This window comes from Methanogenium organophilum (assembly GCF_026684035.1).
In the GTDB taxonomy this organism is placed as follows: domain Archaea; phylum Halobacteriota; class Methanomicrobia; order Methanomicrobiales; family Methanomicrobiaceae; genus Methanogenium; species Methanogenium organophilum.
The window spans coordinates 2,613,731-2,638,355 of sequence record NZ_CP113361.1 but is presented as its reverse complement, the minus strand read 5'-3'; the positions used below and the strand labels follow the sequence as shown (position 1 = coordinate 2,638,355).

The window sequence follows — 24,625 nt, the reverse complement described above, 5'->3', positions numbered from 1 at the left end:
ATTCGGTATATCTATGAGAGATTTCTGATCCGGGGATGTGTGGATATTCCCAACCATATTTGCATCATGCTCTCAGGAGATGATGTGAAACGTGCACCGGAGAAAATAATTCAGGTAATTGACTGGAGCATGGAATGTGGGGTCAAATCGCTGATATTTCATATAGATACGGATTGTGTTGCTCCTTTGATTTCGGAAATCACCAGACTCAAAGATCTCTTTGGGCCGGTTCGCGTTGACGTTTATTCACCTGAGGGAAAATTTGTTCTTCATGATGGCACCCACCTCCCGGATACCATTATTGCGATAGGTATGAGCGGTAGGGAAGAGATTGTACACTCCGTTCGTGAAATTGCAGAAATTGGGATTGACCCGGGTGATGTAGATGAAAAAATGCTTGAATCTCATCTGACGTTTCAATATGAACCGGATTTTGTCATTAAAACCGGAGACAGTCATCTGATGGATTTTATGATCTGGCAGTCTGTGTATTCGGAACTCTTTTTTACCGATGTAAACTGGCCTACATTTAGAAAAGTTGATTTTTTCCGGGCACTCAGGGATTATCAACTGCGAAAAAGACGTTATGGGAAGTAGCCACTCTTAACCCGTTCGTCATATACGCGAATCCCTCTCAAAAGGTCTATTTTTCTGAAGAGTGGCCAGTATGGGGCACAGAAGTAGACTGCCGATTTGTATCCGTTTGCAAACCACGGGAGAAAATTTGATGTCCTTTTTTCGTTTCCGGTACGGATTATTAGATCAACCGGCGGGAGGTGAAGATCTCCCCGTATTTTATTATCCAGAAGATCCGTTGTGATCATATCGGGTGTGATTTTGTTTTGTCTGAGGTCCTGAAGAATTTCTTTTACTGCGCGAACGATTTCATTCCTGCCACCGTACGCGAGAGCGATATTCAGATGGAACTGCGCATAATCTTTGGTTGCTTCTTCCGCCTCTTCAATTGTTTTGAGCATATCTTCTGGAATGAGACTGCGATCGCCAACCACCTGAAGACGGATTTCATTGGAATGAACGCGCGTATCCGTTTTTATGGATTTGAATTTTTCAATAAAAAGAGAGAACAGTTCATTCAGTTCAGTATCGGGCCTGTTGAAATTTTCAGTAGAAAATGAATAGAGGGTGATATTGCGGATTCCTATTTCCTGAGCCCATTCCAGGACCTCGTCAGATGTCTGTGCCCCTTTTCTGTGCCCGTATGAAGTATTTTGTCCCTGAATCTTTGCATACCGTCTGTTTCCATCCTGAATGATTGCAATATGATTTGGAATATTTGTGATCTCATTCATCAGATGGCGTTCATAGCATTGATTAAATATCTCTCTGAATCTCAAAGCGGAATCACCTCTACAATAATCCCTTCGCCGGGATATCGCTCGATAATGTACTTTTTACCAGAATACTTCTGGGGATTTTCTGCAAGAATCCACCATGCAGTTTCAATATTCCCGTCCTTTTCCTCCCACATATCATCTTCAATATCATGGGGCTGTCCGCCATGTTCCCAGACGCCATACATCAGTGTCCCGTCATCGGTGACATCCTCAAATTCACGTGCAGTGTTTTCCGCGGTACGGATTAGCCGTTTTCTGAGTTGTACTGAATCCTTGAAGCTGGAAGAACACCAGTGAACTTTGGGATTTTTGAGAATCTCTGTTGCCCACTCCTCTGCACCTCCGACGGCATTGTGGTAACAGTCTTCAAGTGAGTGGTGCTTCTCTCTCATCGCCTCTGCATTTGTTTCGCTCCATTCCAGCTCATTAATATTGAACCAGTCTACAAGGTCAACAGCGGGGATGAGGTGATTGAGTCCCGGTAATGACGGCACTTCTATTGTTACTTCAAATCCGAGATCCCTGGCCGTTTGAATTGAGTCAATAAAGGGGGTATCCAGAAAATGGTCCCAGCACTCTTCGGGTGGGTGAAACCGTATTTCGTCCACACAGCCTTTGATAATTTCAAGAGTCTCTTTTTTGGGAGCAATTCCGGTATATAGGTGAATATTGAATGCATTCCCATATTCTTTTTTCAGAAGACTGCAGTAATGCTTTACCCGGTCGGGAACCAGAAGGGGTTCTCCGCCCGTTACCCCGGCACCCAGTGCACCCATTGAACGTGCCTCTTTGAGGATATCATCGTCAGAGAGTATGATACGATCATTTGCATAGACCGTATCTTTCCCTTTCTTTTCAGATGAAATCGGGCAGTACCAACATGTCCTGTTACACCGTCCGGTGATAAACAGTACCATTTTTGCGCCTTCATGGCAGAGTTTACAGGCTGTACTAAGCACCGGCATTCACCGCATCAGTAATTCTCTGGGTAACAAATTCTTCTCCAAGTGCTTCAAGGAACCATCCCAGTCGGGGTCCGCGTTCCTTTCCAAGAATTGCAAGATAGAGTGCCGTAAATATTTTCTTTGCATTCACTCCTGTGTCCTCTGCAACAGTATACACAGCATTGTGGATTGTTTCCGCCTTCCATTCGTCCATCGCAACATAATGTGAAAGGAGAGCACCGAGAGCATATCTGTCATCTTCTGTTAATGCGAATGCTTCGGGGGGCAGGTCAGTCTGGACGGTGAATTTAACCATGTCTGGTGCATATTTCCGGGTCCATATCCGTGCGCGTTCGGCACGCGCAAGCACTGCCTCTTTGTTATCCACATTATATCCGCTCCGGGCAAGGATGTCAAAGATAGTATCATTGTCCTGTGCGATCTGAACAACCGTTACCAGATGGCGGAATGGGATATCGGTTGCGACTGAGGATATCGTGGAGAGTTCATATTCGCGACTGTCATGCGTTTCTGCAAGACGGGCATATTCATCGATAAGCGAAAGGAGGCCCATTCCGGGATCAAAGTTAATTGCCCGCTCTGGTCGTGTACGGACAATCATATAGCGGAGCACGTCCGGTGGGACAATGGAGAGCATCTCGTTGATGGAGATCGCGACACCCGTTGAAGAAGCCATTGCTCCTTTTCCCTTAAGGCTGATCCATTCATACTGGACCGGGAACGGTGCACTTCCCCCAAATATTTTTTCAACAATTTCTTTGCCGGTATCGTATGAACCACCGGCTGCAGCATGATCTTTACCGAATGGTTCTACGGTGATGCCAAGGTTGTACCAGCGCATTGGCCAGTCTACACGCCAGACCAGTTTCCCTTCTCCCTTTGAATAGTCGGAGACTCCCTCGTTTCCACAGGGACACCGGTATGCAACCGATGTTGTCTCCGGGTCGTGGGAGAGGATCTCTGCATTCACAATCTGGCCACATTTGCTGCAGATAGGATAATACGGTACCCATGAATCGGGAAGTGTTCTTCGTGACACTCGTTCAAGAATCTCTTTTATGTCATCTGAACGGGCAAGGACCGTTGTAATTTCATCGGTATATCTGCCTGAGCGGTACAGTTCACTGGATCGTACGATGGTTGGGTGTACATCCATCTCTTCAAGAGCCTGGAGAAATGGCTCCAGAAAATGCTCAGCATAATTTGCATGTTTCCCACACGGACAGGGGATGTCACACAAAGGCATTCCAATATAGTCAGCATATGACTCCGGGAGAAATGGATACACTTTTCGCAATGGATCAAAATCATCCGCAATGTAGATGAGCTCTGCTGTTAGACCCCGCTCAACCATTGATTTGTATACCAGATCTCCGGTCATAACCTCCCGCATATTACCGATGTGGATTGGTCCCGATGGGGTGATCCCAGTGGCAATATAGTGTGGTTTATTCTGATCGACCTGAGCTGCACAGACATCTGCCCAGTGAATCCGTTCCTGGGTTGCTCCTTCCTGTTGCTGCATTGTGTATTATTTGGTGCTTCAAGATTAACAATATATAGGTATTTTCCAATTTTTTTGTTTCTCATTACATACAGTTATTTATGGGTATGGCTGCAAACCTCAACATATTTGCCATATGAAGACTTTCCAGAGTGAAGACGGGCTTTCAGAAGTTATTGGATTTATTCTTCTGATTGGCCTGCTGGTGGTGTTTCTCGCTGTCTATCAGACATATACGGTGCCGGTGCAGGGACGGGACACGGAGATTGACCACATGAATGAGATCAAAAATACGTTTACTGCATATAAGATTTCACTGGATTCCCTCTGGGTGAATGAACGGGAAGGGACAATGCTCAGTACCACCCTTGACATGGGAACCGGGGGTGGGTACAGTCAGGGAGGGTTTGGTAACATCGGGTTCCTGACACCGATATCGTCCGGTGGCTCTGTCGGAGTGAATCAGCGCAATGAGACGATTACTGTTACTGTGGGTTCCAATATCGATGGTGTGAGGACCCTTGCTGATTTTAATCCGGGTGCATTGGAATATCAGTCAAATAATTATTACTGGATTGATCAGAATTATTACTATCAGCTGGGAGGGGTCTTTTTAGAACAAAATTCAGGTTCGACTGTCAGGGTGATGCCGCCACTTACCATTGCACGATACGGTACGGATGAAGGATATACTGCCAAAGTAGATTTCACAATAATCCGGTTAAACGGTGGGGAGCTAATCAGCGGTACAGGTCCGGTACGGGTCGAAACAAACCTGAATAATGGTGGGATTATTGAATCTCCTGACTACGTTGGTATTACCAATGTTACCATTACCGTTGGTTCTGATAATCCCAAAACATTGTTGATGTGGAAAAATCTTTTTGAGGATTCTCTCGCACGGTATGGGATTCCTTCTGAGTGGTATGACCCGCTGACAATTAGTGATGAAAAAGTGTCGTTAAACGTCATTGGTGCACAGGTTAATGGAACATCTCTCGGTGTGTATGCCAATATCATCCGGACCAACTACACTACGACTCTCCAGACTGTTGCTACAGATATTCAATGAGGAATGCAACCATGAGCTGGCATAAGGTAAACCAGATGAATGATGACGGAGTTTCTGAAATAATAGCAGGAGTCCTGCTTATTGGTCTGACAGTTGTAGGGGTCACGCTGGTCGGTCTCTTATTATTTTCACAACCAGTCGCTGAGGAAGTACCGGTGGTGGATGTTATTGTCTCGAATAACGGGACCACAATTTATTTCCAGAATGTTGGGGGTGACTCTCTTGGTCAGGAAGACTTCACGATATATATAGATGGAAATGCGGTTGCTGCATCTGAACTGGATATTCTGAGCCCCGGTGAATGGCCATGGTCCGTTGGTGAAATAATTGAATATACTGCTGCCGATAGTGTGACTCCTCTGGCTGAACATGTCCGGATTACCTATCCTGAGAATCAGGGAACTCTGCTTCGCCCGTCATATGTTGACGATGTGAGAACCAGTTCACAATTGGCCGATATTACGTCCACACCCCTGCCAACGCTTTCTCCAGGGGGTGTCCCTGCGACTCCCAGTCCCGCTGAGGCAGGTGAGTATGTTGCGGAGTCGGTGTTGAGTGATTCTCAGATCATTGCCGCCTTCAGTACACTGGAAAAGACAGGGACAATACAGGATCGATATCTGAATTTCACGATTGATTCCGAGAATTCAACGATGAATATTCCTGCGGACCAAAGTGTTGGTAGCCTTGCTAATGGTAAGCGAATTTCAATTCGTACAGGTGAAGAAAAAAACGGAAATCGTATGTGTATCACTGGAGTTGGTAATACCTTCTTCGGACTTCGTTTTGAGACAGTTTTTGTTCGGATTGACGATTATGATGTGAACTCCGGTTCGGAGGTTGAAATAAAAAGCGCATGGATTCCAAAGTATAGGGATTTGGAATCAAATCTGGCTTTTAGGCTTGGTGAAGATAACAAGACTTATGAATTATATGTTGATGGAATGCTTGATCCCCATGGGGAGAATGGTGTTCTTACCATACTAAACAATGCCCAACCGACTGACTCTGGTATGTTTGTTATCAATACCTGGAGTTCAAATGACGACTCAAATGCAGTAATTCTTGCCAAAGCAGATATGGAATTTCTGTAAGTGTAGGTGTAGGTATGCTAAGGCTTGGTATTTTCAATACAATAGACGATCTGTCTGTTCCTCCGGCAGAAAATCGTGAGGACGCTTCATCCGAGATGATCGGATCGATCATTCTCATTGGCGTCTTAGTCGCTGCGTTTGGAATTATTTTGATGATGCTTTTATCTTCCTCATCTGAGTATGTGGTGCCTGCTGTTGCGATTGATGCCAGTATCATTGATGACAATACTACGTATGTCCTTGATCTTGATGCAGGGGATACGCTGCGGAAGAATGAGATACGCATAATTGTCGATGGAAGAGATGCCACAGCTAATTTTACCACGGAAAATGGTTCCGAATGGGAACTGTGGAGTTCGGGTGAGTCGCTGTATCTTGATATTGCAGGAAGTGATCCGCCGGAGTCGGTCCAGATTGTCTATTACGATTCTAACGGAGGAGGGGAGCTTCTCTGGGATGTGGGAACAAGTGTGACGGTGATTCCCCCGACCGGCCTGACACCGGTGGCGGCATTCTCTGCGAACGTAACCAATGGCCTCGTGCCTCTGACGGTTCGGTTCACGGACACATCGTCCAATGATCCCAACGCGTGGAAGTGGAGTTTCGGAGACGGGCGGACGTCATCGGTACAGAATCCGGTGCATAACTATGCGGTGCCCGGCGTGTACACGGTTCAGCTAACAGCGTTCAACCCGGACGGTTCGGGTACGGCAATTAAAACAGGATATATCCATGTAACCGAAGGGCTTGAAGCTGATTTTACTGCCGCGCCACTTTCCGGCGATGCGCCTCTGACGGTGAATTTCACCGATCTCACGACCGGTGCGCCTACAGGCTGGCTCTGGGATTTTGGCGATAATACCACCTCTAATGAAACAGACCCATCGCATGCATATACCAGTCCCGGCGTATACACTGTCTCGCTTACGGTAAATAACACGGCATACTTGACGACGGAAACAAAGAATGGCTATATCACGGTGACGGGCCTGCCCCTGCCTGTTGCGTGGTGGCGGTTTGATGAAGCGTCCGGAAGCACTGCGGTTGATTCATCAGGTAATGGCAATGACGGGATCATCGAGGGCGGTGCGGCGGATCGCCGGGCAGGTGCCTGCGGTACTGGTTTGTACTTCGATGGTACGACCACCTGGGTGAACGTCCCCAATGATGTGACCCTCAGTTTTAATGATACGTTTACCTTTGCCGGGTGGCTGAAACCGGAAGTGCCGGAATATGCTGGTGCCCCGGATTCCTATCGGAACTATACCCAGATCATCGGCAAAGGCTACGATGATTACCAGCATAGGAAATATTCGAATAATTATGAAGTATTTTTCCAGGTTGATACTGACGCTCTTCGGTTCGAGGAAAACGGTGAACTTGACCCTGAGAATGTAGAGGGGGCCATATCGGATGTCACTGGCCTGCCACTTTCCTATGACGAGTGGTTCCATATTGCGGTCGTGGTTAATGGCGGAACGGGAACTGTATATGTCGACGGTCAGGAAGAGGGTACCTTCAGCGTCACGCGGACACCACTTCAGGAAAACACGGAACCAGTCAGTATTGGCAGGCAGATGGTTACGAAATATGACTGGGCCAATTTCTTCTACAAAGGAATGATGGATGAGTTGTATCTCTATGGAACGGCGCTCTCGGCAGATGAGATATCTTCTCTTGCAGATGCATGCTCACCACCCTCCGGGGGTGCACCTGTGGTATCATTCACTGGGACGCCGGTGTCAGGCGACGTCCCGCTTGCTGTGCAGTTCACTTCAACCGTGACGGGGACCACACCCTTCACGTATCTCTGGAGCTTTGGTGACGGTACAACGTCCTCGGACCTGAATCCCCTGCACACCTATACTGATGCCGGGACGTATGATGTGAACCTCACGGTGACGAATGCGTATGGTACGGATACTCTTGAGCGTACGGCATACATTAATGCAACTGAGGGCGTGAGCGCATTTGGGCAGTATGTTGTGAATGAGGGTGTCTTTGTATACGGGCAGGAACTCTCCTTTGCCGGAGACACCGTCACCGGACCGGGAGCAACGATTCATATCACCGGTAGTGAACTGAATACGGCTGACCTCAATGGTGGAACCTCTCTTGCTGTTTCAAATATATATGTGGATGGAACAATCTCACTGGATGTAGGGAGTGCAGCATTAGGATCTGAGGAATCTCCGGGTTCTATTTATGTGAATGGGGACTTTATTCTGGATAACGGAACGAGAGATATTTTTGGAGATGTCTATGTCAATGGCAACTGTTACCTGAAAGATCCAGTAATTCATGGGACGATATATGTCGATGGGGATTTGGAACTGGGCTGGACGCCTGTTCTGAAAGATGGTACTGTCCTTTATACTGGTTCATTTACCTATCCTGATGGAATTGGGAAGACTATACTCAAACACTGTGAGAAGGTTGAATCAGTACCAGGCTTTACCATACCCGCGGTGACCATGCCTCCGGTGAAAAGCGATGAATGGTATTCATCCCGGGGATATGTGACCAGTGGTGCACTTGCAAGTAATCTCAAAATTGCGGCAGACAGCTATACATCAAACAGTTGGGTTGATCCTGCATACGACGTGATCATCGTTGCAAAAGATGGTGATATTGTGTTGACCGGCTTGGGTGGGAGCGGTGTTACCGGCGTTCTCTTTGCACCAAACGGGAAGGTGGAGTTCAATGGTGGATTCTTTGAAGGACTGGTTATCGCACGGGACGGTTTCCTGGTAACGAGCGGCGGGACGACCGTCACCTTCAAAAATATGGACCAGTATATCAGCAATCCAGCTGATTATCCATTCTGATTTTTCAAATTTCACCAAAAGATGGCCATTTTTTATCGGGATCCGGATGCAGGGAGGAATGTCCACTCCGGAGCTATCTTTCAATTTCTGTATCTCTGGTATTAGGCTCAATAAGCATGATATCTGTCACAAACCCGGAATTCATACAAGGTTGTCCTTATACTCTCGGGAATGCCGGAAGCCAGTCCCTTTCGTATTTATGAGGTGTAATCCGGATCATGAATCCGGGAAAATACTGCTGAATCTCTTAGGATGGTGTTAAAGCGTGTATAAAAAAGAAAATATTATCGATTTTTGCCTTTAGTCTTCGATTTCATCGTCTTCCCCATCGAGTGAATGTCAACCATATACCGGTCATCGCTCCCCATCCTGACAACCAGTTCATCGCTTTCCGCAAGTTTCTCCAGATTGAGTTCATAGGAGCCGGGATTAATGACAGTAATACTTTCTATTCTGTCATACATCTCCACATTTTGTGGAGCGGCGGCAGGTTCTTTCTTCTTTGTATCGTCTGTTATCTCCAGAAACTGCTCTTTTGTCTCTTCTGCAATCTGTTTTATGCTTTTTTCCTCAAGCACATCCTTGTGCATATCCTGTGGGCGAATATACAGAAATTTTTTTCCGCCACAGCTTGGACATCCCTTGAGGATAACATTTGATCCGTCCTGAAACTCCCGTCCACATTGTGTGCACTTATGTGCCATTTCTATTCACCTTGAGGATACCCAGGCGCTTATAAGGTCTTTGTCCTTCTTTATGGTTTTCATCTGGTTGGCAGGACCGATAACCGTCATCCGTGTCCCCGGACCCTTCTTCCCCAGAAGTCTTCCGAACAGTCCTCCTCCGGAAGAACCTGCGTCCTTTGCAGAATATGTTTCCATTTCAATTCCTGAAAAACCGTCTGGTGTTATTTCAAGCATGGTAATTTCTATCAGTCTGCTTTGTTCATCCGGGGTAAGTCCCTTTTCCAGAACGACGATATTTCCTTCCATGACATCATCAAGAATCAGACGAATCTTCTCCATTGTTGTCATATTATCGAGCCTGTCTGCAGAAATCAGGTCTATCTGAACTCCCTGTATCATCTGGAATCACCCGAAATAGTCGAGCATCTTTTCATAGAGCTCTTCCATGTTGTTTCCTTCAAGACCCGATACCGGAATCACAGGGTGCTGGGGGAACGCCTTGCGGATTGCAGATGCTGATGCATCAGGCAGATCTATTTTATTTGCGACGATAATTACCGGCAAATCTCTGCTTTCAATGATACCAACCAGCATGATATTTACCTGGGTAAACGGGTCGAGTGTCGCGTCTAGCATATAGATGACACCGTCAATATCCTCACGAAGCCAGTGCATTGCTTCAGCAACCCCTTCGGTAGCTTCGCGGGCACGCTTTACTGCGTCATCTTTTTCCATCCCGTACTCAATGAATTCCTGATAATCAATTTTTGTTGTTACACCGGGTGTGTCCACAATATCAATTGTTACCGTATTTCCATTCTGGTTTGATATGGTAATTCCCTCTTTGCGGCGGGCACGTCTGGTTTCATGAGGGATTTCGCTGACAGGGCCCAACGCATCCCCTGTCCAGTCTCTCACAATTCGGTTTGAGAGTGTGGTTTTTCCGGCGTTTGGTGGTCCGTATATGCCGATTCGTGATTGACGCTTCTTGAAAAATGCATTTAGAAATTTTGATAGTCTTTTTTTCGTTCGTATAAAAAGATTCATGAGTCCCTCCTGAAAGCAGAATATTCGTAATCAGATATCTGCCTCCCTAATAATATAGATTTATTCTTGCATCAGGAAAATCTAAAGAAATTGGCATATTCGTGTGCATGTTCACTATTCTTTTATACGAATACGGCATAATAGCCCAGTATACCACCTCTGCTTCATTTTTTTGATGCAGAAAAACTGGTGATCTGAGTGAGTGATAACAGGATGAACCAAATGCGGTTTGAAACCCGTATCCTTCTGAAAGAAGTGATCAGGTTTCGTCCCACGACAATAGACTCGGGATCAACGGTAGCACATGCCGCTGAGAAAATGTGCCGTGACGAAGTCGGCAGTTGTATTGTGCTGAAAAAAAACGCACCTGTCGGTATTGTCACAGAACAGGATATCAATTGCAAGGTTGTTGCAAAAAACAGAGTGCCGGGTGATGTGTTTGTTCATGAAGTCATGAGCACACCGCTGATCACCATTGGCCTTGATAAAACCATAGAGGATGCTGCCAACATAATGATGAAGAATAAAGTCAGGAGAATTCCCGTTGTTGAGAATTCCCGGGTTGTTGGTATCGTTACCGTACGCGATATTCTGGCAGTATCCAATGAAATGAACGGGATTATGTCCAATCTCATTGAAATAAACCGTTATGATGAGCTTGTGGATGGCATTTGCGATGAATGTGGCTGTATGTCAGACGACCTGGTGAATGTTGACGGAAATATGATCTGTCCAACCTGCCGAGGAGAGGATGAACCGTTATGATGGTCGCACTCGACCTGATACGAGAAATTCCAGTGTTGTATCCGGATGATCTGGTTACAAAGGCAAGAAAATATCTTAGGGAGGATTCATTCAGAGAGATGTTTATCCGGGATAGAAATGGACGTCTGGTCGGATATATTGATATTTCGGATGTGATTCTTGTTAATGACACAAAGTCAAATCTGGAGATCCAGACATTTCTTCGTGATGCGCCTTTTGTGTATTCTGAAGATTCCGTAGAAAATGCCCTTGCACAAATAAAAAACGCGCAGACCGATAGCGTGGCAGTATGCTCGCATTCTGGAGAATTGCTGGGAGCAGTGCAGCTTTCTGCACTCTTTCCGGTTATTATGTCCCGACAAAATCCCACCGGACTGGTAAGTGAATATATGATTGAACCTGTAGTGACCTGCAATCGGGATGATCCGTTGCATGCCGTCTATTCAGTAATTACTGAAAGTGGCTATGATGCACTTCCGGTTGAAGAGGGTAATTGTATTCTCGGCATGATATCCCGGACGGATCTAATCATGCATGGGCACATACGCCGATCAATTGAAGCAAAGCATAAAACACCGGTTGAGTATGTCATGGTTACCCCTGCCATTATTACTTTCAGGAATGATTCAATAGGGGATGCAGCACGGGCAATGATACAGCATGATGTCAGTCGTCTTCCGGTGATTGAATCGGATGGGAAGATTGTCGGTATTGTATCACGCCAGGATATTCTAAATGCTCTCGAATTACCAGGAGTCGTACATGCACAGAAATATGAAGAATACGAAACCAGCTGATGAAATAAGGACAAATCCTGGAAAAATGAATGGACGGCCTGTAGAATTTTCCACGAATAAACCGGAACACCCGTCTGAAATTCTGGCTATAGGAACGAGCGATGTGTATTCCGTCCCCCAGACAATGCAGATCTATCGGGCAGTTGTTGCCATGTGTTCGAAAGGGTTTCGCAGATTGCCGGTGACTGATGCCGGTACGGGAAGGCTGCGTGGTCTTATTACGGCAAGTGATGTTGTGGATCTGATGGGTGGCGGCTCAAAATTTAACCTTGTAACCGTAAAGCACCAGGGACAGATACTTTCTGCCATCAATGAACCCGTAAAAGAAATAATGTCCACAGATCTTGAAACTGTTCATCCCTCTGATGAGCTTCCGGACGTTGTTGACAGAATTGTTATGACAAAAACCGGCGGGCTTCCTATTGTCGACAATAATGACCTGTTGATGGGAATAATTACTGAGCGCGATGTGCTGCAGGTGCTCACTTCATACAAGAGTAAAAGTCTTGTTGAGGATGTAATGACCACGTCGCTTCGTGTCATTAGTCCCGATGAAACCATTCAGGGGGCCGGAAGGGAGATGACGCGAAGGAATTTCAGGCGGCTGCCGGTAGTAAGCAATGATGTGCTCTTTGGCATTGTGACGGCAATGGACATCATGAAGTATGTCGGGGACGGGACCATCTTTGAAAATATCACCACGGGTTCAACAGATGATGTTCTTGGCATTTCGGTACGGTCTCTGATGAAAGGAGATCTACTGACAACATCTCCGCTGGAAAATGTCGGTGATGCGGCACGCTTTATGCTTTCAAAGGGTGTAGGCGCTCTGCCTGTTATCGAGGATTCGCGACTGGTTGGTATTATTACCGAGTATGATCTGGTGCGTGCCCTTCAGAATGAGCTATAAATTCTGCTTCATATTGGGAAAAAGCAAGGATACATAAAGATTGGTGCCAAAATGAATCAATTGGCATTTGTGGTTTCCGGCATCCTTCCTCTGTGGAACAAGAAGGATGCCTGATGGATCGGTCAGTGAATAATGAGCCTTTAATCCTGTGATGATGCGCAGGATTCTGAATAGATATATGTATCCAGGAAGTGGCAAAATGAGTCAGGAAATATTTGTCAAAGATGTGATGTCCAAGTCAATTACCGTTGCAAAATCTGCTCCAATAACAGAAGCGCTTGACAAAATGCTTGCAGATGGTGTAGATCCTCTGATCGTTACGAATAATGGATCAGTGATGGGAACGATTTCCCGTGCAGCTATTGCAGAAACACTTGGCAGCAAAAAAACATCCACTCTGCCACCTACAAAGATTCGCGTGGCAAACACAACTGATGAGAATTTCACATCAGTCTATGGCGATGAAGAGGCAGATATACTAATTCCGCTTCTCCAGGAATATAAAGTAGTAGTTGTGCTTGACAGCGAGCACAAACTCATTGGAAAGGTGGATGCAACCGACCTCCTTAAGGCGATGGTGCCGGATACTACAACTGAGAATCTGATACAAAAAGCGCCTGTAATTGGTCAGGACGAGCGGGTCATCCATCTTCGCAGGCGCATGCTTGATGAGAACGTGACGAAATTTGTCGTTATGGATGATGGTGCGATTGCCGGAATTGTCACAGAAACCGATGTGGCACGGGCGATGCGTGATTTCAGAACCCATGTTGATGGGAAACATCAGGACAATCAGATAAAAAATCTCTTTGTCGGCGACATTATGACTGCACCGGCTCTTTCCCTTGATGAAAGTGCTGCGGTTTCCGAGTTTGTTGAAATGATTGTAAACAAGGGAATTAGTTCAGTTCCGGTTACTAAAGACGGAAAACTCAGTGGAATTATCTCCAAGGATTCAATGCTTATTGCATTATAATCTCACCTTTTTTCCGGATGGTCTTATATTCTTATTTGACAATCAATTGTTGGTATTATGAAACCGATCACCCCTGTACTCCCTGTGCGCGAAGTTGACAGGCTGCTTGCGGGCATGGGACATGGTGGATTTCAGGGAGGACGACTGGGAGAATCCCTGAATGTTTGGAAAAAAATGATTGAGGATCCGGATTGCACGATTTTTCTGGGGTTGTCCGGTGCAATGATACCTGCGGGGATGCAGGCATGTCTGACTGAACTTGTTCGGCGCGGGTATGTGGATGTAATTGTCTCAACCGGTGCGAATGTTTTTCATGATATGTGCGAACATCAGGGTGTACGTCATTATCGCGGGCATCATCATGTGGATGATTCTGAATTATTTGAGAAAGGGATCGACAGAATATATGATGTTTTTGCGTATGAGGGTGAATTTCGGGGTGTTGACCGGTTAATCGCAGAATATGCCGCTTCTCTTTCTCCCTATTCCGGTTCGTCGCGTGACTTCATTGAAAAGATGGCAGACTATTTGCAGGGCGAGTGGCCTTCGGGAACATCTCTGGTGTCTGCATGTAAAAATGCAGGCGTTCCAATATTTATTCCTGCATTGTCGGACTCTTCCATAGGAATTGCTCTTGTAATGGCGCGGCGGGATGGTGCTGATATAACGATAGATCAGTTACGGGATGCTGATGAGATCACACAGATTGTGGAACAGTCGAAAAAAACCGGTGTTATATATGTTGGTGGTGGTGTGCCAAAGAATTTTATTCAGCAGACACAGGTCATTGCTTCTATTCATGAGAAAGACTGTGGGGGGCATGCATACGCTATCCAATATACTACTGATGCACCTCACTGGGGTGGTCTTTCCGGGTGCACGTTTGAAGAGGCTGTAAGCTGGGGAAAAGAATCGGTTGATTCTACACATGTACAGGTGTTTTGTGATGCGACAATTGCGCTTCCAATTATCGTTTCCGGACTTAATTCTTTGAATCTGGAAAGAAAGGCGGAGCGCGTGTCATTTCAATACCACAACTATTAATACTCATCTTCTCCCATACAGTAAGGTAACATTCATGGAGCAACAATGATTGTTCATGTTGCGAGTGTCGTAATGATGCGAGATTATCTCTGTTGAGGTAGCCAAGCCAGGCATGGCGCGGGGTTGCTAACCCCGTGTCCTTCGGGACTCGAGGGTTCAAATCCCTCCCTCAACGCTTTATAGAGTATATCTCAATGTGAGGCTGACTGAATGGAAGAACAAGAGATCAACTACTTCGTCAGGATTGAGAACACTGACCTTGACGGTACTAAAGCGGTTCTGATTGCATTAACCGGACTTCCGGGTATCGGTATGCATACATCATCTGTGATTTCAAAACTTGCAGATGTTGACCCGCGGGCAACACTGGGTCTTCTCGAAGAAGAACCGGTGGACCGTATTCGCGCAGTTGTCGCGAGCTACAAGGATCATGTGCCAACCTGGATGCTTAACAGGCAGAAAGATGTCTATACCGGAGAGCCAAAACAGCTTCTCGGTCAGGACTTAAGAATGGCAATAGAGGACGATGTTAACCGGATGCGTAAGATTCGCAGTTACCGGGGTATTCGTCACGAAACCGGCCAGAAAGTGCGTGGACAGCGCACGAAATCGACAGGTCGTACTGGCACCACCGTTGGTGTGAGAAGGAAGAAGGTCTGAGGTTTTTGGTATGGGTTATCCAGGAAAGAACCACAAAACATATGAAACTCCAAAACGGCGCTTTGAGAAGAGTCGTATTGAAGAAGAAAACCGGCTGGTTATTGAATATGGTCTTCGGAACAAGCGTGAGCTCTGGAAGACGCGCAGTACTCTCAGAAATTATCGTCGTGCTGCACGTGAACTTCTTGCATTGAAATCTGCATCAACAAATGAAGAACTGATTGCAAGGAAAGAGGAAGAACTTCTTGGCCATCTGTTCCGGTTTGGGTTACTTGGTGAAAATGCAGGTATCAGTGATGTTCTTGCAATGAAAGCCGAGAATCCTCTTGAACGCCGTCTTCAGACGATGGTTTACCGGCAGGGTCTTGCACGCTCACCCAAGCAGGCACGTCAGTTTATCACTCACGGGCATATTGCAGTTGGTGGCAGAAAGATTACTATCCCCAGTTATCACGTTAAGCGTGGTGAAGACAGTGGTATTTCATACTATGGTCCGTCTCCCTTAACGAATGATGTTCATCCTGAGCGCGAGCGTATTATTAAAGGAGGACGACAGTAATGGCAGCACCTGAGGAGAAATGGGGCGTCGCACACATCTATGCTTCATTCAATAACACCGTTATTACTGTAACTGACTTGTCCGGCGCTGAGACCGTAACAAAGTCCAGTGGCGGTATGGTTGTAAAGCAGGCAAGGAATGAAAGTTCACCATATGCCGCAATGCAGATGGCAACAAACGTTGCACAGCAGGCAAGGGAGAAAGGCATCGTTGGCGTGCATGTAAAGGTTCGTGCACCTGGCCGTGGCAAGCAGCGCAGTCCGGGCCCCGGTGCCCAGGCAGCAATTCGCGCACTTGCACGTGCAGGTATGCGTATCGGACGTATTGAGGATGTTACCCCTGTGCCCCATGACAGCATTCGTGCAAAAGGTGGAAGAAGGGGCAGGAGAGTCTGACTGATGCAGATTTCATTCAGCAGGTTTGATGATAACGTCGCCCGTTTTGTCATTTCAGGCTTTTCGTCTGCATTTGTTAATGCAATCAGAAGGACAATGATCGGGGAGGTTCCGACACTGGCCATCGAAGATGTGCTTATATATGACAATAATAGCGCACTTTTCGATGAGATGCTTGCTCACCGCCTGGGGCTGATTCCCCTAAGGACAGATCTTGATGAATATGTATTCACAAAGGACTGTACCTGCGGCGGTGAGGGATGTTCGGCATGCACATCTGTTTATACGCTGAGTGTGGAAGGGCCGAAGGTCGTGTACTCCCGTGATTTGATTCCCCAGAATCCATTGGCTGCACCGGTTGAGGAGAATATTCCTCTGGTAAAACTTGAAAAAGACCAGAAGATTGTTCTGGAAGCCCGCGCTGTGCTTGGACGGGGTACTGATCATGCGAAATGGCAACCAACACTTGCCTGTGGATATAAAGCATATCCGCATATTGAATTTGACAACAAGTGTGATGGTTGTGGCATGTGTGTGGATGAATGTCCGCGAAATGTGCTTGAAATAAAGGGAAACAGCGCAGCAGTCGTTGAAGGAAAAATTGAGGACTGCTCACTCTGCAAGCTTTGTGAAAGAATCTGTATTGCAAATGCAGATACCTGGGATAGCCCTGCAATCTCTGTGAAGACAGTGGATGATGTGTTCATCTTTGTCGTTGAGAGTGATGGCTCAATTCCGGTTCGAAAGATTCTTGAACGTGCTGCAGAAGAAATTCAGACGAAATCTGACAGCCTGGTGGATGTTCTGTGTGACATATCCGGAGGGAATGTAAATGACTAAAACAATCATGAAGACAAATCCGCGTTATTCTGCCCTAATATCTATATTAAAAGAGACATCCCGGGCAAATGATGCAAATGTCTGGCGCGAGATTGCAAAGCGGCTGGAATCACCCAGCAATAACTACGCTGAAGTTAATATCAGCAAAATAAACAGGTATGCACAGGATGGCGATACCGTTCTTGTTCCCGGAAAAGTTCTTGGGAGCGGTGTGTTGAGCCAGAAGGTATCTGTTGCTGCAATAAAATTCAGTGGAGTGGCAGAGGAAAAGATCATTGGAGCTGATGGAGTTTGTATGACAATTGAAGAACTTGTCAGGCAGAATCCGGAAGGCAAAAAGGTACGTATTCTGAGGTGAAGGCATGGTTACAATTATTGATGCAACAGGACTTCGCCTGGGACGGCTTGCCAGTATTGTTGCAAAACGGTCTCTTGAAGGAGAGGAAATTGCCATTGTAAATGCAGAACAGTGTGTGGTTTCCGGAGGAAAAGCCCGTATTCTGGCTGATTATGATCACAAGAGAAAGCGTGGTTCCCGTGAGGGTGGTCCATTCTATCCACGGCGCCCTGACCATATCCTTAAGCGTACTATTCGTGGGATGGTTCCATATAAGCGCAAACGCGGTGCAGAGGCACTTCGTCGCGTGATGGTACATGTAGGTATCCCTGAGGAGTTTGAAGGAGCTGAACTTGAGATACTTGATGAGGCACATATTGACGGACTTTCAACCCCGAAATTTGTAACTCTCGGTGAGATCAGCAAGATACTTGGAGCAAAATTCTGAGTGGTGAGATCAGATGACGAAAGTAATTAATACGAGTGGAAAGCGGAAAACTGCAATTGCACGTGCAACCCTTCGCGAAGGGAACGGGCGTGTACGCATTAATTCTGTACCCCTTGAGATATACGGCACTGAGATGCTCAGAATGAAAATTTCTGAGCCACTTCTCCTTGTTCCGGGTGTTCTTGATGATGTCGATGTATCCATTGATGTCAGGGGCGGCGGATTTATGGGACAGGCTGAAGCAGCAAGGACAGCTCTGGCCCGTGGTATTGTGACGTGGAGTAATGACCCGAAGATTAAGGACACGTACCTTGTGTATGACCGTACTCTCCTGGTGAATGACTCACGTCAGAAAGAAGCAAAGAAACCGCATGGCCGTGGTGCACGTGCGAAATTCCAAAAGTCTTATCGTTAGATAACATCAATAGATATAGAGATCATTTGCATGATTCCAATCAGATGTTTTACCTGTGGGAAAGTCATTTCGACAGCCTGGGAAGAGTTCAGGCAGAGGCAGAGTGCAGGCGAGGATCCTAAAGAGATCCTCGACGATCTCGGACTTTCGCGCTACTGTTGTAGGCGTATGCTTCTGGCACACAAAGAGATTATTGATGATCTCAATCCGTATCAATGAGAGAATTTACCATGCGGGGTCGTGGGGTAGCCTGGAATCCTATGGCGTTCGGGATGCTGTAACCTGAGTTCGAATCTCAGCGACCCCATTTTTGATTATTTTTCTGGAGACAACATGAAATCAGAAGACGTGGAAACATTTACCCGTTACGAAAAAGCTCGTATTGTGGGTGCACGTTCATTGCAGATTTCAATGGGTGCTCCTCTTTTGATAAATACTGATGCAATTGATCCATTGGAGATTGCAGATGAGGAATTTAGAAAACAGAAGATACCCATTACCGTAAAACGGATGCAGTGATCAGTATGGCACAAATAACGAAAATTCAGCTCAGGACAATTCTGGACAGCAGGGGGAACCCTACTGTTGAAGCAGATGTTTTTACTGATGACGGATTTGGCAGGGCCGCAGCACCGTCCGGTGCAAGCACCGGTAAGTATGAGGCCAAGGTTCGTCCAGTACGTGAAGCAATAGAGGATGCCCGTGAAAAGGTAATTCCTGCACTTTACGGATTTGAAACCACCGACCAGGCTGGATTTGACTATCTTCTTCGTGAAATAGACGGAACTGTTGATTTTTCAACAATTGGTGCAAATGTTGCAGTTGCACTCTCTCTTGCAAATGCAAAAGCAGCTGCATCTTCACTATCATTGCCGTTGTTCCGGTATCTCGGAGGGGCATTTGCAGCGCGCACCCCTTATCCTCTTGGGAACGTCATTGGGGGGGGTGCCCATGCAGCACATGCGACAGATATTCAGGAATTTCTTGTTGTGCCGACCGGTGCACTGGATGCAGATGAAGCAATTTTTGCCAATGCAGCGGTGCACAAAAAGATAAAAGAGCTTCTGGTATCCGGTGGTACTGGATGCGGAAAAGGTGATGAGGGTGCATGGGCTCCCAAAATTACTGATCTTGAAGCCTTTGATCTTGTGCAGGAGGCAATCAATACGGTATCTGATGATCTGATGATTGAGATCAGAATGGGTATTGATGTTGCCGCCAGTGAACTCTGGAATGACGGAGTGTACAGGTATCGTGACGCAGAACGTAGCACTGAAGATCAGGTGGCCTATATGGCTGAACTGGTTGACCGCTACGATCTTGCGTATGTGGAAGATCCTATTGTAGAGGAGGATTTTGAAGGATTCTCCGCATTAACAGATCAAGTGGGTGATGGCTGCCTGATCTGCGGAGATGACCTCTACGTCACGAATGTTGAGCGTATTGAGATGGGTATTGACACCAGTGCAACGAACTGTGTCCTTATTAAACCGAATCAGATAGGCACTCTCTCTGACACATTTGAGGCCATACGCATGGCACATTCATGTGGTATGGAAACTGTGATGAGTCACCGTTCGGGAGAAACAACCGATGAGACAATTGCCCATCTTGCAACTGCCTTTGAGTGTATTTATCTGAAGACAGGTGTTGTTGGCGGTGAGCGTATCGCAAAACTCAACGAACTCGTGAGAATTGAAGAGATGATACAATGAATTCAAATGATATAGAAATCGAACTGAAAGAATCACTCGTCCCTGTGGAGGAGTATCTGGCTGCGGGAGTACACATCGGAACGCAGCAGAAGAGTAAGGATATGAAAAAATTCATCTACCGTGTACGCGGAGATGGACTGTACATTCTTGACATTCAGGAAACAGACAGCAGAATTAAAACCGCTGCTGACTTCATCGCAAAGTATGACGCACCAAAGGTGCTTGTTGTTACATCACGTCAGTATGGTCAGTACCCGGCAAAGAAATTTGCAACGGCTATTGGCGGAACCTATAAAGTCGGCAGATTCATTCCGGGAATGCTGACTAACCAGAATATTCCAAACTATATCGAACCTGATGTTGTTGTTGTAACAGACCCGATTGGTGATGCACAGGCAATCAAAGAGGCGGTACAGAGTGGGATCCCTGTTGTTGCACTCTGTGATACCAACAATATGACTAAATACATTGACCTCGTTATCCCAACGAATAACAAAGGTCGCAAAGCACTTTCAATGGTGTACTTCCTGTTAACAAGAGAAGTGATGAAAGCACGTGGTCTTGCAACATCACTCACCCAGGAAGACTTCGAAATAGAGCTTTAAGATGTTTGAATAAAGGGAGAAGGGGGGATGATGTACGGGTCTCAGAAAACCCACGCTTGCGGGCATGTGGTATCCGGATGAACCTAAATCCCTTTCCTCTTTATTAGCTTCTTTTTTTCAAAACGCAGTAGGTTTACCTGACGCGTATGGTATTGTCGTTCCCCATGCCGGTTATACATATTCTGGACAGGTTATGGCTACGTCTTATTCCTGTTTTGATCGAAAATTTTCCGGTACATTTCTGGTAATCGCGCCGAGTCACAGGGGTATCGGTCCATACACATCAGAACTGGACTGGGGTACTCCACTTGGAACGGTCTCATGTGACAGGGAGCTCGCCCGTTCTCTTGGCATTCCACTCTCGGACCCGGCGATTGAAGTTGAGGAAAATTCCCTGGAACTTCAGATGCCATTTATCAAATATCGTTTTCCGGATGCACGGGTTGTCCCAGTACTGATGGGTCCTCAGGACTATGCGCATTCCCAATCGCTTGCTGAAATAATTTGGAATTCTGCTGGCCTGGATGCACGTAATGTCCGTATTGTTGCATCCAGTGATTTTTCCCATTATGTTCCTGCAGATGTTGCGCTTAAGAATGACATGTATGCAATCGAGGGACTTTGTGACCTTGACATCAGTTCTTTTTATGAGAGGCTGAGTGAATATAATGTTAGTGCATGTGGATACGGGCCAATTTCAGTAATGGCAACTCTGGCTCGTCACATGGGGGCTACGAGCGGTAAATTAATACAATATATGACCAGCGGTGATACAACAGGTGATTTTTCACAGGTTGTAGGATACGCATCAATAGCGGCGGTATAAGTTTGGCAGTATGGAGTGCACCTGGCAAGGTGTTTTTATTTGGAGAGCACGCGGTTGTATACGGCAAGCCAGGTATAGCAATGGCAATTAAACCGCGTGTTTATGTGACTGTTCGGAAAACACGACATCCTCCCCGGGTAAAGTCCCCGTATCTCGAGAAATGCTTTGAATTAATGGGGGTCAATGGAAGTGTGTATATCCATTCCCAACTACCCAGCTCTTCCGGTCTGGGATCTTCTGCAGCAGTTACTGTTGCAACACTTTCAGCGATTAATGATGAATATGGGCTGGGGCATACAAAATCAGATATTGCATCCATGGCACATTCTGTTGAAAAGAGTGTGCAAAAGGGACGTGCAAGTGCTACTGATACCTATGTGTCCACCTTTGGAGGTGTTCTGCTGATTCAGGGAGATATCAAAAGAAGACTCCCGCCTGAAGATTTTCATCTGGTTATTGGTAATACCATGGTTTCACATTCAACAGCCCGGATGGTGGAGCAGGTAAGTAAATTCCGTGCAACAGATCCGGACATTGTAAATCCGATACTGGATGCAATCGAAGCCGTAACAATGCGTTCGCTGCACGTTTTTCAGGATCAACGGGCTTTGGGGAGATATATGGATATAAATCATGAGCTTCTTGAAGCGTTGGGTGTGGGCCATCCTGCACTGACACGACTCGTAACAGCAGCACGTGCGGCTGGCGCCTATGGTGCAAAAATAACCGGGGCAGGTGGTGGTGGTTCGATGGTAGCTCTCTGTCCAAAACGATCAAAATCCAAAATAGCCGGTGCCATTGAAGGATGCGATGGCCGGGCAATTATTACAACAATCGATAATGAAGGTGCACGCAAGGAGAAAGAAGATGAAAGAAACCGTACTGATAAAACTGGGCGGTAGTGTAATCACCGATAAAAGCGGGGACTGCGCGGTCAATATAAACACTCTTGAGCAAATTGCTCAGGTAATTTCCCGCCATCCTGAAATACAGTTTTTACTTGTTCATGGGGCGGGTTCATGTGGTCACCCGGAGGCTAAACGCCATCACCTTGATAAAGGTTTAGATACAAATAATGTATCAGGTATATTTATCACACACAGGGCAGTTGTCAAACTGAATACTGCTGTGGTAAACGCGCTTCGTGCCAACGGTGTGGAAGCAGTAGGCATTCACCCGCTTGATGCATGTACCGCGAAAAACGGACGTCTGGAATCATTCACTTATCAGCCGCTGGGAATGCTGGTGAATCATGGGATAATACCTGTTCTCCACGGAGATGTGGTAATGGACAGTGTACGGGGAGCCTGCATCGTATCCGGTGATCAACTGGTACGTGCGCTACCCTCAAGGATACATGTAGATCGTATTGGGCTTGCCACCGATGTGGCTGGTGTTCTCAAAAACGGGAGTGTGGTCCCCCTGATTAACCGGGACACGGTGGTTGATCTTGAAATCGGAGAGTCGGGCAACACAGATGTGACCGGAGGTATGATCGGTAAACTGATGGAGCTTCTGAGTCTTTCGGATGAAGGTACGGAATCAACAATCTTTCATCTTTCCCGACTTGAGGATTTTCTCGACGGGCGCGAACATGGTGGAACCGTGGTTACCGGAAAACGGGTATAGAATAAGAACGTTTCCGCTGCGAAGGAATGAAATGAGAGTTACATGAGTATTTGCTGATGTAAATATTCTGTAAAACCCCAAACAGGGGGTATTACCATAAAAAACAGGATGATAACATCCTCCCGAAAAAAGGAGCATCTGGATATCTGTTGCAATGAAGATATCGTTGCCGGGAGGACGGGGTTTGATGATGTCCGCCTGGTTCATAATGCACTTCCTGAGTGTAATATGGATGCAGTAGAGCTTGGCGTCCGATTTTTAAACCATCGGCTAAAGGCACCGATTTGTATCGCTGCGATGACGGGTGGTCATCCGGATACAAGAGAAATAAATGCTACTCTTGCAACGGCAGCAGAGGAATTTGGCCTTGCAATGGGGGTGGGTTCACAACGTGCAGCCCTTGAAAATCCGGAGATGGAAGACAGCTTTTCGGTTGTGCGTGAACATGCACCCAATGCATTTCTCTGCGGAAATCTGGGAATCATTCAGTTACGGGATAACGGAGCTGAATGGGCTGATAAAGCAGTTGAAATGATTGACGCACAGGCATTGTGCATACACTTAAACCCGCTTCAGGAGGCCATTCAGCCGGAAGGCGATCATGATGCTTCCGGCTGTCTTGATGCCCTGCAGGAACTATGTTCGTCCTGCAAGTATCCGGTTATTGTAAAAGAAACCGGCTGTGGGATATCACGTGAATGTGCACGTCAGTTGTTTGCCGCAGGTGCATCCGCAGTTGACGTGGGTGGACTGGGCGGCACGTCATGGGCTGCTGTGGAACAGTACCGTGCAGAAAATTTCCGGCAGGAGGCTCTTGGGCAGCATTTTGCAGAATGGGGTATACCAACTGCAGTCAGTGTGGTTGAAGCGTCTCGTGCGGGTGGTCCGGTCATCGCAACCGGCGGGCTTAATTCGGGTACTGATGTTGCAAAAGCAATCGCTCTTGGAGCAAGCCTGGGCGGTATCGCGCTTGCGCTTCTCCGGCCGGCAATGCAAGGATACCAGAGTTTGTATGAAAAAATAGAACAGATTCAGACAGAAATTCGAGTATCGTGTTTCCTGACCGGGTCGAAAAATCCCTCTGAATTAAAGAATGTACGAAAATATATTACCGGAATTTCCGGCGAAATGATGCAATATGAGGAATAATAAA

At 46.5% G+C, this 24,625-nt stretch carries 29 protein-coding genes, 2 tRNA genes and 1 pseudogene; 26 read left to right on the top strand and 6 right to left on the bottom strand.

What is annotated here, in order from left to right; translation table 11 throughout:
• Positions 1 to 84: 84 nt before the first annotated feature.
• A complete protein-coding gene (locus OU421_RS12930) occupies positions 85 to 597 on the top strand; it encodes an undecaprenyl diphosphate synthase family protein (RefSeq protein ID WP_268186520.1) in 513 nt (170 codons plus the stop codon).
• Here the strand turns inward: OU421_RS12930 and uppS are convergent.
• Genes uppS through lysS form a run of 3 tightly spaced genes read right to left on the bottom strand, consistent with a single transcriptional unit; the run spans position 585 to position 3,845 of the window.
• Positions 585 to 1,310, bottom strand: a complete 726-nt coding sequence (gene uppS / locus OU421_RS12925; RefSeq protein WP_268186519.1) for a polyprenyl diphosphate synthase — start codon at positions 1,308 to 1,310, stop codon at positions 585 to 587. The two genes, OU421_RS12930 and uppS, sit on opposite strands and share 13 nt — an antisense overlap.
• Positions 1,311 to 1,351: 41 nt before the next feature.
• The gene (locus OU421_RS12920) at positions 1,352 to 2,320 is read right to left on the bottom strand and encodes a radical SAM protein (protein WP_268186518.1); all 969 of its coding nucleotides are present in this window, start codon (positions 2,318 to 2,320) and stop codon (positions 1,352 to 1,354) included.
• Complete coding sequence (gene lysS / locus OU421_RS12915; protein ID WP_268186517.1) at positions 2,307 to 3,845, bottom strand: lysine--tRNA ligase; 1,539 nt, start codon at positions 3,843 to 3,845, stop codon at positions 2,307 to 2,309. The genes OU421_RS12920 and lysS overlap by 14 nt, the downstream gene beginning before the upstream one ends.
• A 115-nt stretch (positions 3,846 to 3,960) precedes the next feature.
• Here lysS and OU421_RS12910 point away from each other — a divergent pair, with 115 nt between their 5' ends.
• The 3 genes from OU421_RS12910 to OU421_RS12900 are packed head-to-tail and all read left to right on the top strand — an operon-like array spanning position 3,961 to position 8,818.
• Positions 3,961 to 4,896, top strand: coding sequence for a hypothetical protein (locus OU421_RS12910; RefSeq protein ID WP_268186516.1), 936 nt, complete (start codon positions 3,961 to 3,963; stop codon positions 4,894 to 4,896).
• Between the two features lie 11 nt (positions 4,897 to 4,907).
• Positions 4,908 to 5,990, top strand: a complete 1,083-nt coding sequence (locus OU421_RS12905) for a type IV pilin N-terminal domain-containing protein (RefSeq protein ID WP_268186515.1) — start codon at positions 4,908 to 4,910, stop codon at positions 5,988 to 5,990.
• 14 nt (positions 5,991 to 6,004) lie between these two features.
• Complete coding sequence (locus OU421_RS12900; protein ID WP_268186514.1) at positions 6,005 to 8,818, top strand: PKD domain-containing protein; 2,814 nt, start codon at positions 6,005 to 6,007, stop codon at positions 8,816 to 8,818.
• Positions 8,819 to 9,102: 284 nt separating this feature from the next.
• Here OU421_RS12900 and OU421_RS12895 read toward each other — a convergent pair whose 3' ends face one another.
• The 3 genes from OU421_RS12895 to OU421_RS12885 are packed head-to-tail and all read right to left on the bottom strand — an operon-like array spanning position 9,103 to position 10,551.
• The gene (locus OU421_RS12895) at positions 9,103 to 9,522 is read right to left on the bottom strand and encodes a Zn-ribbon domain-containing protein (protein ID WP_268186513.1); all 420 of its coding nucleotides are present in this window, start codon (positions 9,520 to 9,522) and stop codon (positions 9,103 to 9,105) included.
• A 6-nt stretch (positions 9,523 to 9,528) separates the two neighbouring features.
• Positions 9,529 to 9,903 (bottom strand): DUF2073 domain-containing protein, encoded by a 375-nt coding sequence (locus tag OU421_RS12890; RefSeq protein ID WP_268186512.1) that lies wholly within the window; start codon positions 9,901 to 9,903, stop codon positions 9,529 to 9,531.
• Between the two features lie 6 nt (positions 9,904 to 9,909).
• Entirely contained in the window at positions 9,910 to 10,551 is a 642-nt protein-coding gene (locus OU421_RS12885; RefSeq protein WP_268186511.1) for an Era-like GTP-binding protein, read from the bottom strand.
• A 198-nt stretch (positions 10,552 to 10,749) separates the two neighbouring features.
• Between OU421_RS12885 and OU421_RS12880 the strand changes: the two genes are divergently transcribed.
• The 22 genes and pseudogenes from OU421_RS12880 to fni all read left to right on the top strand — a co-directional run bounded on the left by OU421_RS12880 (position 10,750) and on the right by fni (position 24,621).
• On the top strand, positions 10,750 to 11,316 hold the full coding sequence (locus OU421_RS12880; RefSeq protein WP_268186510.1) for a CBS domain-containing protein: 567 nt from the start codon (positions 10,750 to 10,752) through the stop codon (positions 11,314 to 11,316).
• Positions 11,313 to 12,113 (top strand): CBS domain-containing protein, encoded by an 801-nt coding sequence (locus OU421_RS12875; protein ID WP_268186509.1) that lies wholly within the window; start codon positions 11,313 to 11,315, stop codon positions 12,111 to 12,113. Before OU421_RS12880 ends, OU421_RS12875 begins: the two co-directional genes overlap by 4 nt.
• A gap of 25 nt (positions 12,114 to 12,138) precedes the next feature.
• The gene (locus OU421_RS12870) at positions 12,139 to 13,023 is read left to right on the top strand and encodes a CBS domain-containing protein (protein WP_268186508.1); all 885 of its coding nucleotides are present in this window, start codon (positions 12,139 to 12,141) and stop codon (positions 13,021 to 13,023) included.
• 199 nt (positions 13,024 to 13,222) lie between these two features.
• Positions 13,223 to 13,999 carry a CBS domain-containing protein gene (locus OU421_RS12865; protein ID WP_268186507.1) on the top strand — a complete coding sequence of 259 codons (777 nt, stop codon included), beginning with the start codon at positions 13,223 to 13,225 and terminating at the stop codon, positions 13,997 to 13,999.
• Positions 14,000 to 14,056: 57 nt separating this feature from the next.
• Positions 14,057 to 15,043 carry a deoxyhypusine synthase gene (locus tag OU421_RS12860; RefSeq protein WP_268186506.1) on the top strand — a complete coding sequence of 329 codons (987 nt, stop codon included), beginning with the start codon at positions 14,057 to 14,059 and terminating at the stop codon, positions 15,041 to 15,043.
• Between the two features lie 91 nt (positions 15,044 to 15,134).
• Positions 15,135 to 15,218 (top strand) — tRNA-Ser (locus OU421_RS12855).
• 35 nt (positions 15,219 to 15,253) lie between these two features.
• Complete coding sequence (locus OU421_RS12850) at positions 15,254 to 15,703, top strand: 30S ribosomal protein S13 (RefSeq protein WP_268186505.1); 450 nt, start codon at positions 15,254 to 15,256, stop codon at positions 15,701 to 15,703.
• 10 nt (positions 15,704 to 15,713) lie between these two features.
• Positions 15,714 to 16,262, top strand: coding sequence for a 30S ribosomal protein S4 (locus OU421_RS12845; protein WP_268186504.1), 549 nt, complete (start codon positions 15,714 to 15,716; stop codon positions 16,260 to 16,262).
• Positions 16,262 to 16,657, top strand: a complete 396-nt coding sequence (locus OU421_RS12840) for a 30S ribosomal protein S11 (protein ID WP_268186503.1) — start codon at positions 16,262 to 16,264, stop codon at positions 16,655 to 16,657. The genes OU421_RS12845 and OU421_RS12840 overlap by 1 nt, the downstream gene beginning before the upstream one ends.
• A 3-nt stretch (positions 16,658 to 16,660) precedes the next feature.
• On the top strand, positions 16,661 to 17,497 hold the full coding sequence (locus OU421_RS12835) for a DNA-directed RNA polymerase subunit D (RefSeq protein WP_268186501.1): 837 nt from the start codon (positions 16,661 to 16,663) through the stop codon (positions 17,495 to 17,497).
• Positions 17,490 to 17,855: a 50S ribosomal protein L18e gene (locus OU421_RS12830; RefSeq protein WP_268186500.1), complete on the top strand. Its 366-nt coding sequence runs from the start codon at positions 17,490 to 17,492 to the stop codon at positions 17,853 to 17,855. The genes OU421_RS12835 and OU421_RS12830 overlap by 8 nt, the downstream gene beginning before the upstream one ends.
• Before the next feature lie 4 nt (positions 17,856 to 17,859).
• Positions 17,860 to 18,282, top strand: coding sequence for a 50S ribosomal protein L13 (locus OU421_RS12825; RefSeq protein WP_268186499.1), 423 nt, complete (start codon positions 17,860 to 17,862; stop codon positions 18,280 to 18,282).
• A 13-nt stretch (positions 18,283 to 18,295) separates the two neighbouring features.
• Complete coding sequence (locus tag OU421_RS12820; protein ID WP_268186497.1) at positions 18,296 to 18,697, top strand: 30S ribosomal protein S9; 402 nt, start codon at positions 18,296 to 18,298, stop codon at positions 18,695 to 18,697.
• A 30-nt stretch (positions 18,698 to 18,727) separates the two neighbouring features.
• Positions 18,728 to 18,916: a DNA-directed RNA polymerase subunit N gene (locus OU421_RS12815; RefSeq protein WP_268186496.1), complete on the top strand. Its 189-nt coding sequence runs from the start codon at positions 18,728 to 18,730 to the stop codon at positions 18,914 to 18,916.
• A gap of 15 nt (positions 18,917 to 18,931) precedes the next feature.
• A tRNA-Pro gene (locus OU421_RS12810) sits at positions 18,932 to 19,004 on the top strand.
• A 26-nt stretch (positions 19,005 to 19,030) separates the two neighbouring features.
• Positions 19,031 to 19,216 (top strand): DNA-directed RNA polymerase subunit K, encoded by a 186-nt coding sequence (locus OU421_RS12805; RefSeq protein WP_268186495.1) that lies wholly within the window; start codon positions 19,031 to 19,033, stop codon positions 19,214 to 19,216.
• Between the two features lie 5 nt (positions 19,217 to 19,221).
• A complete protein-coding gene (gene eno / locus OU421_RS12800) occupies positions 19,222 to 20,412 on the top strand; it encodes a phosphopyruvate hydratase (protein WP_268186494.1) in 1,191 nt (396 codons plus the stop codon).
• Positions 20,409 to 21,017 (top strand): 30S ribosomal protein S2, encoded by a 609-nt coding sequence (gene rpsB, locus OU421_RS12795; RefSeq protein WP_268186493.1) that lies wholly within the window; start codon positions 20,409 to 20,411, stop codon positions 21,015 to 21,017. The genes eno and rpsB overlap by 4 nt, the downstream gene beginning before the upstream one ends.
• Before the next feature lie 55 nt (positions 21,018 to 21,072).
• Positions 21,073 to 21,843 (top strand): annotated as a pseudogene (gene amrB / locus OU421_RS12790) (AmmeMemoRadiSam system protein B); the annotation flags it as partial.
• A gap of 2 nt (positions 21,844 to 21,845) precedes the next feature.
• Entirely contained in the window at positions 21,846 to 22,745 is a 900-nt protein-coding gene (mvk, locus tag OU421_RS12785) for a mevalonate kinase (RefSeq protein ID WP_268186492.1), read from the top strand.
• Positions 22,711 to 23,472 carry an isopentenyl phosphate kinase gene (locus OU421_RS12780; RefSeq protein ID WP_268186491.1) on the top strand — a complete coding sequence of 254 codons (762 nt, stop codon included), beginning with the start codon at positions 22,711 to 22,713 and terminating at the stop codon, positions 23,470 to 23,472. The genes mvk and OU421_RS12780 overlap by 35 nt, the downstream gene beginning before the upstream one ends.
• Before the next feature lie 108 nt (positions 23,473 to 23,580).
• On the top strand, positions 23,581 to 24,621 hold the full coding sequence (gene fni, locus OU421_RS12775; RefSeq protein ID WP_268186490.1) for a type 2 isopentenyl-diphosphate Delta-isomerase: 1,041 nt from the start codon (positions 23,581 to 23,583) through the stop codon (positions 24,619 to 24,621).
• The last annotated feature ends 4 nt before the right edge of the window (positions 24,622 to 24,625 follow it).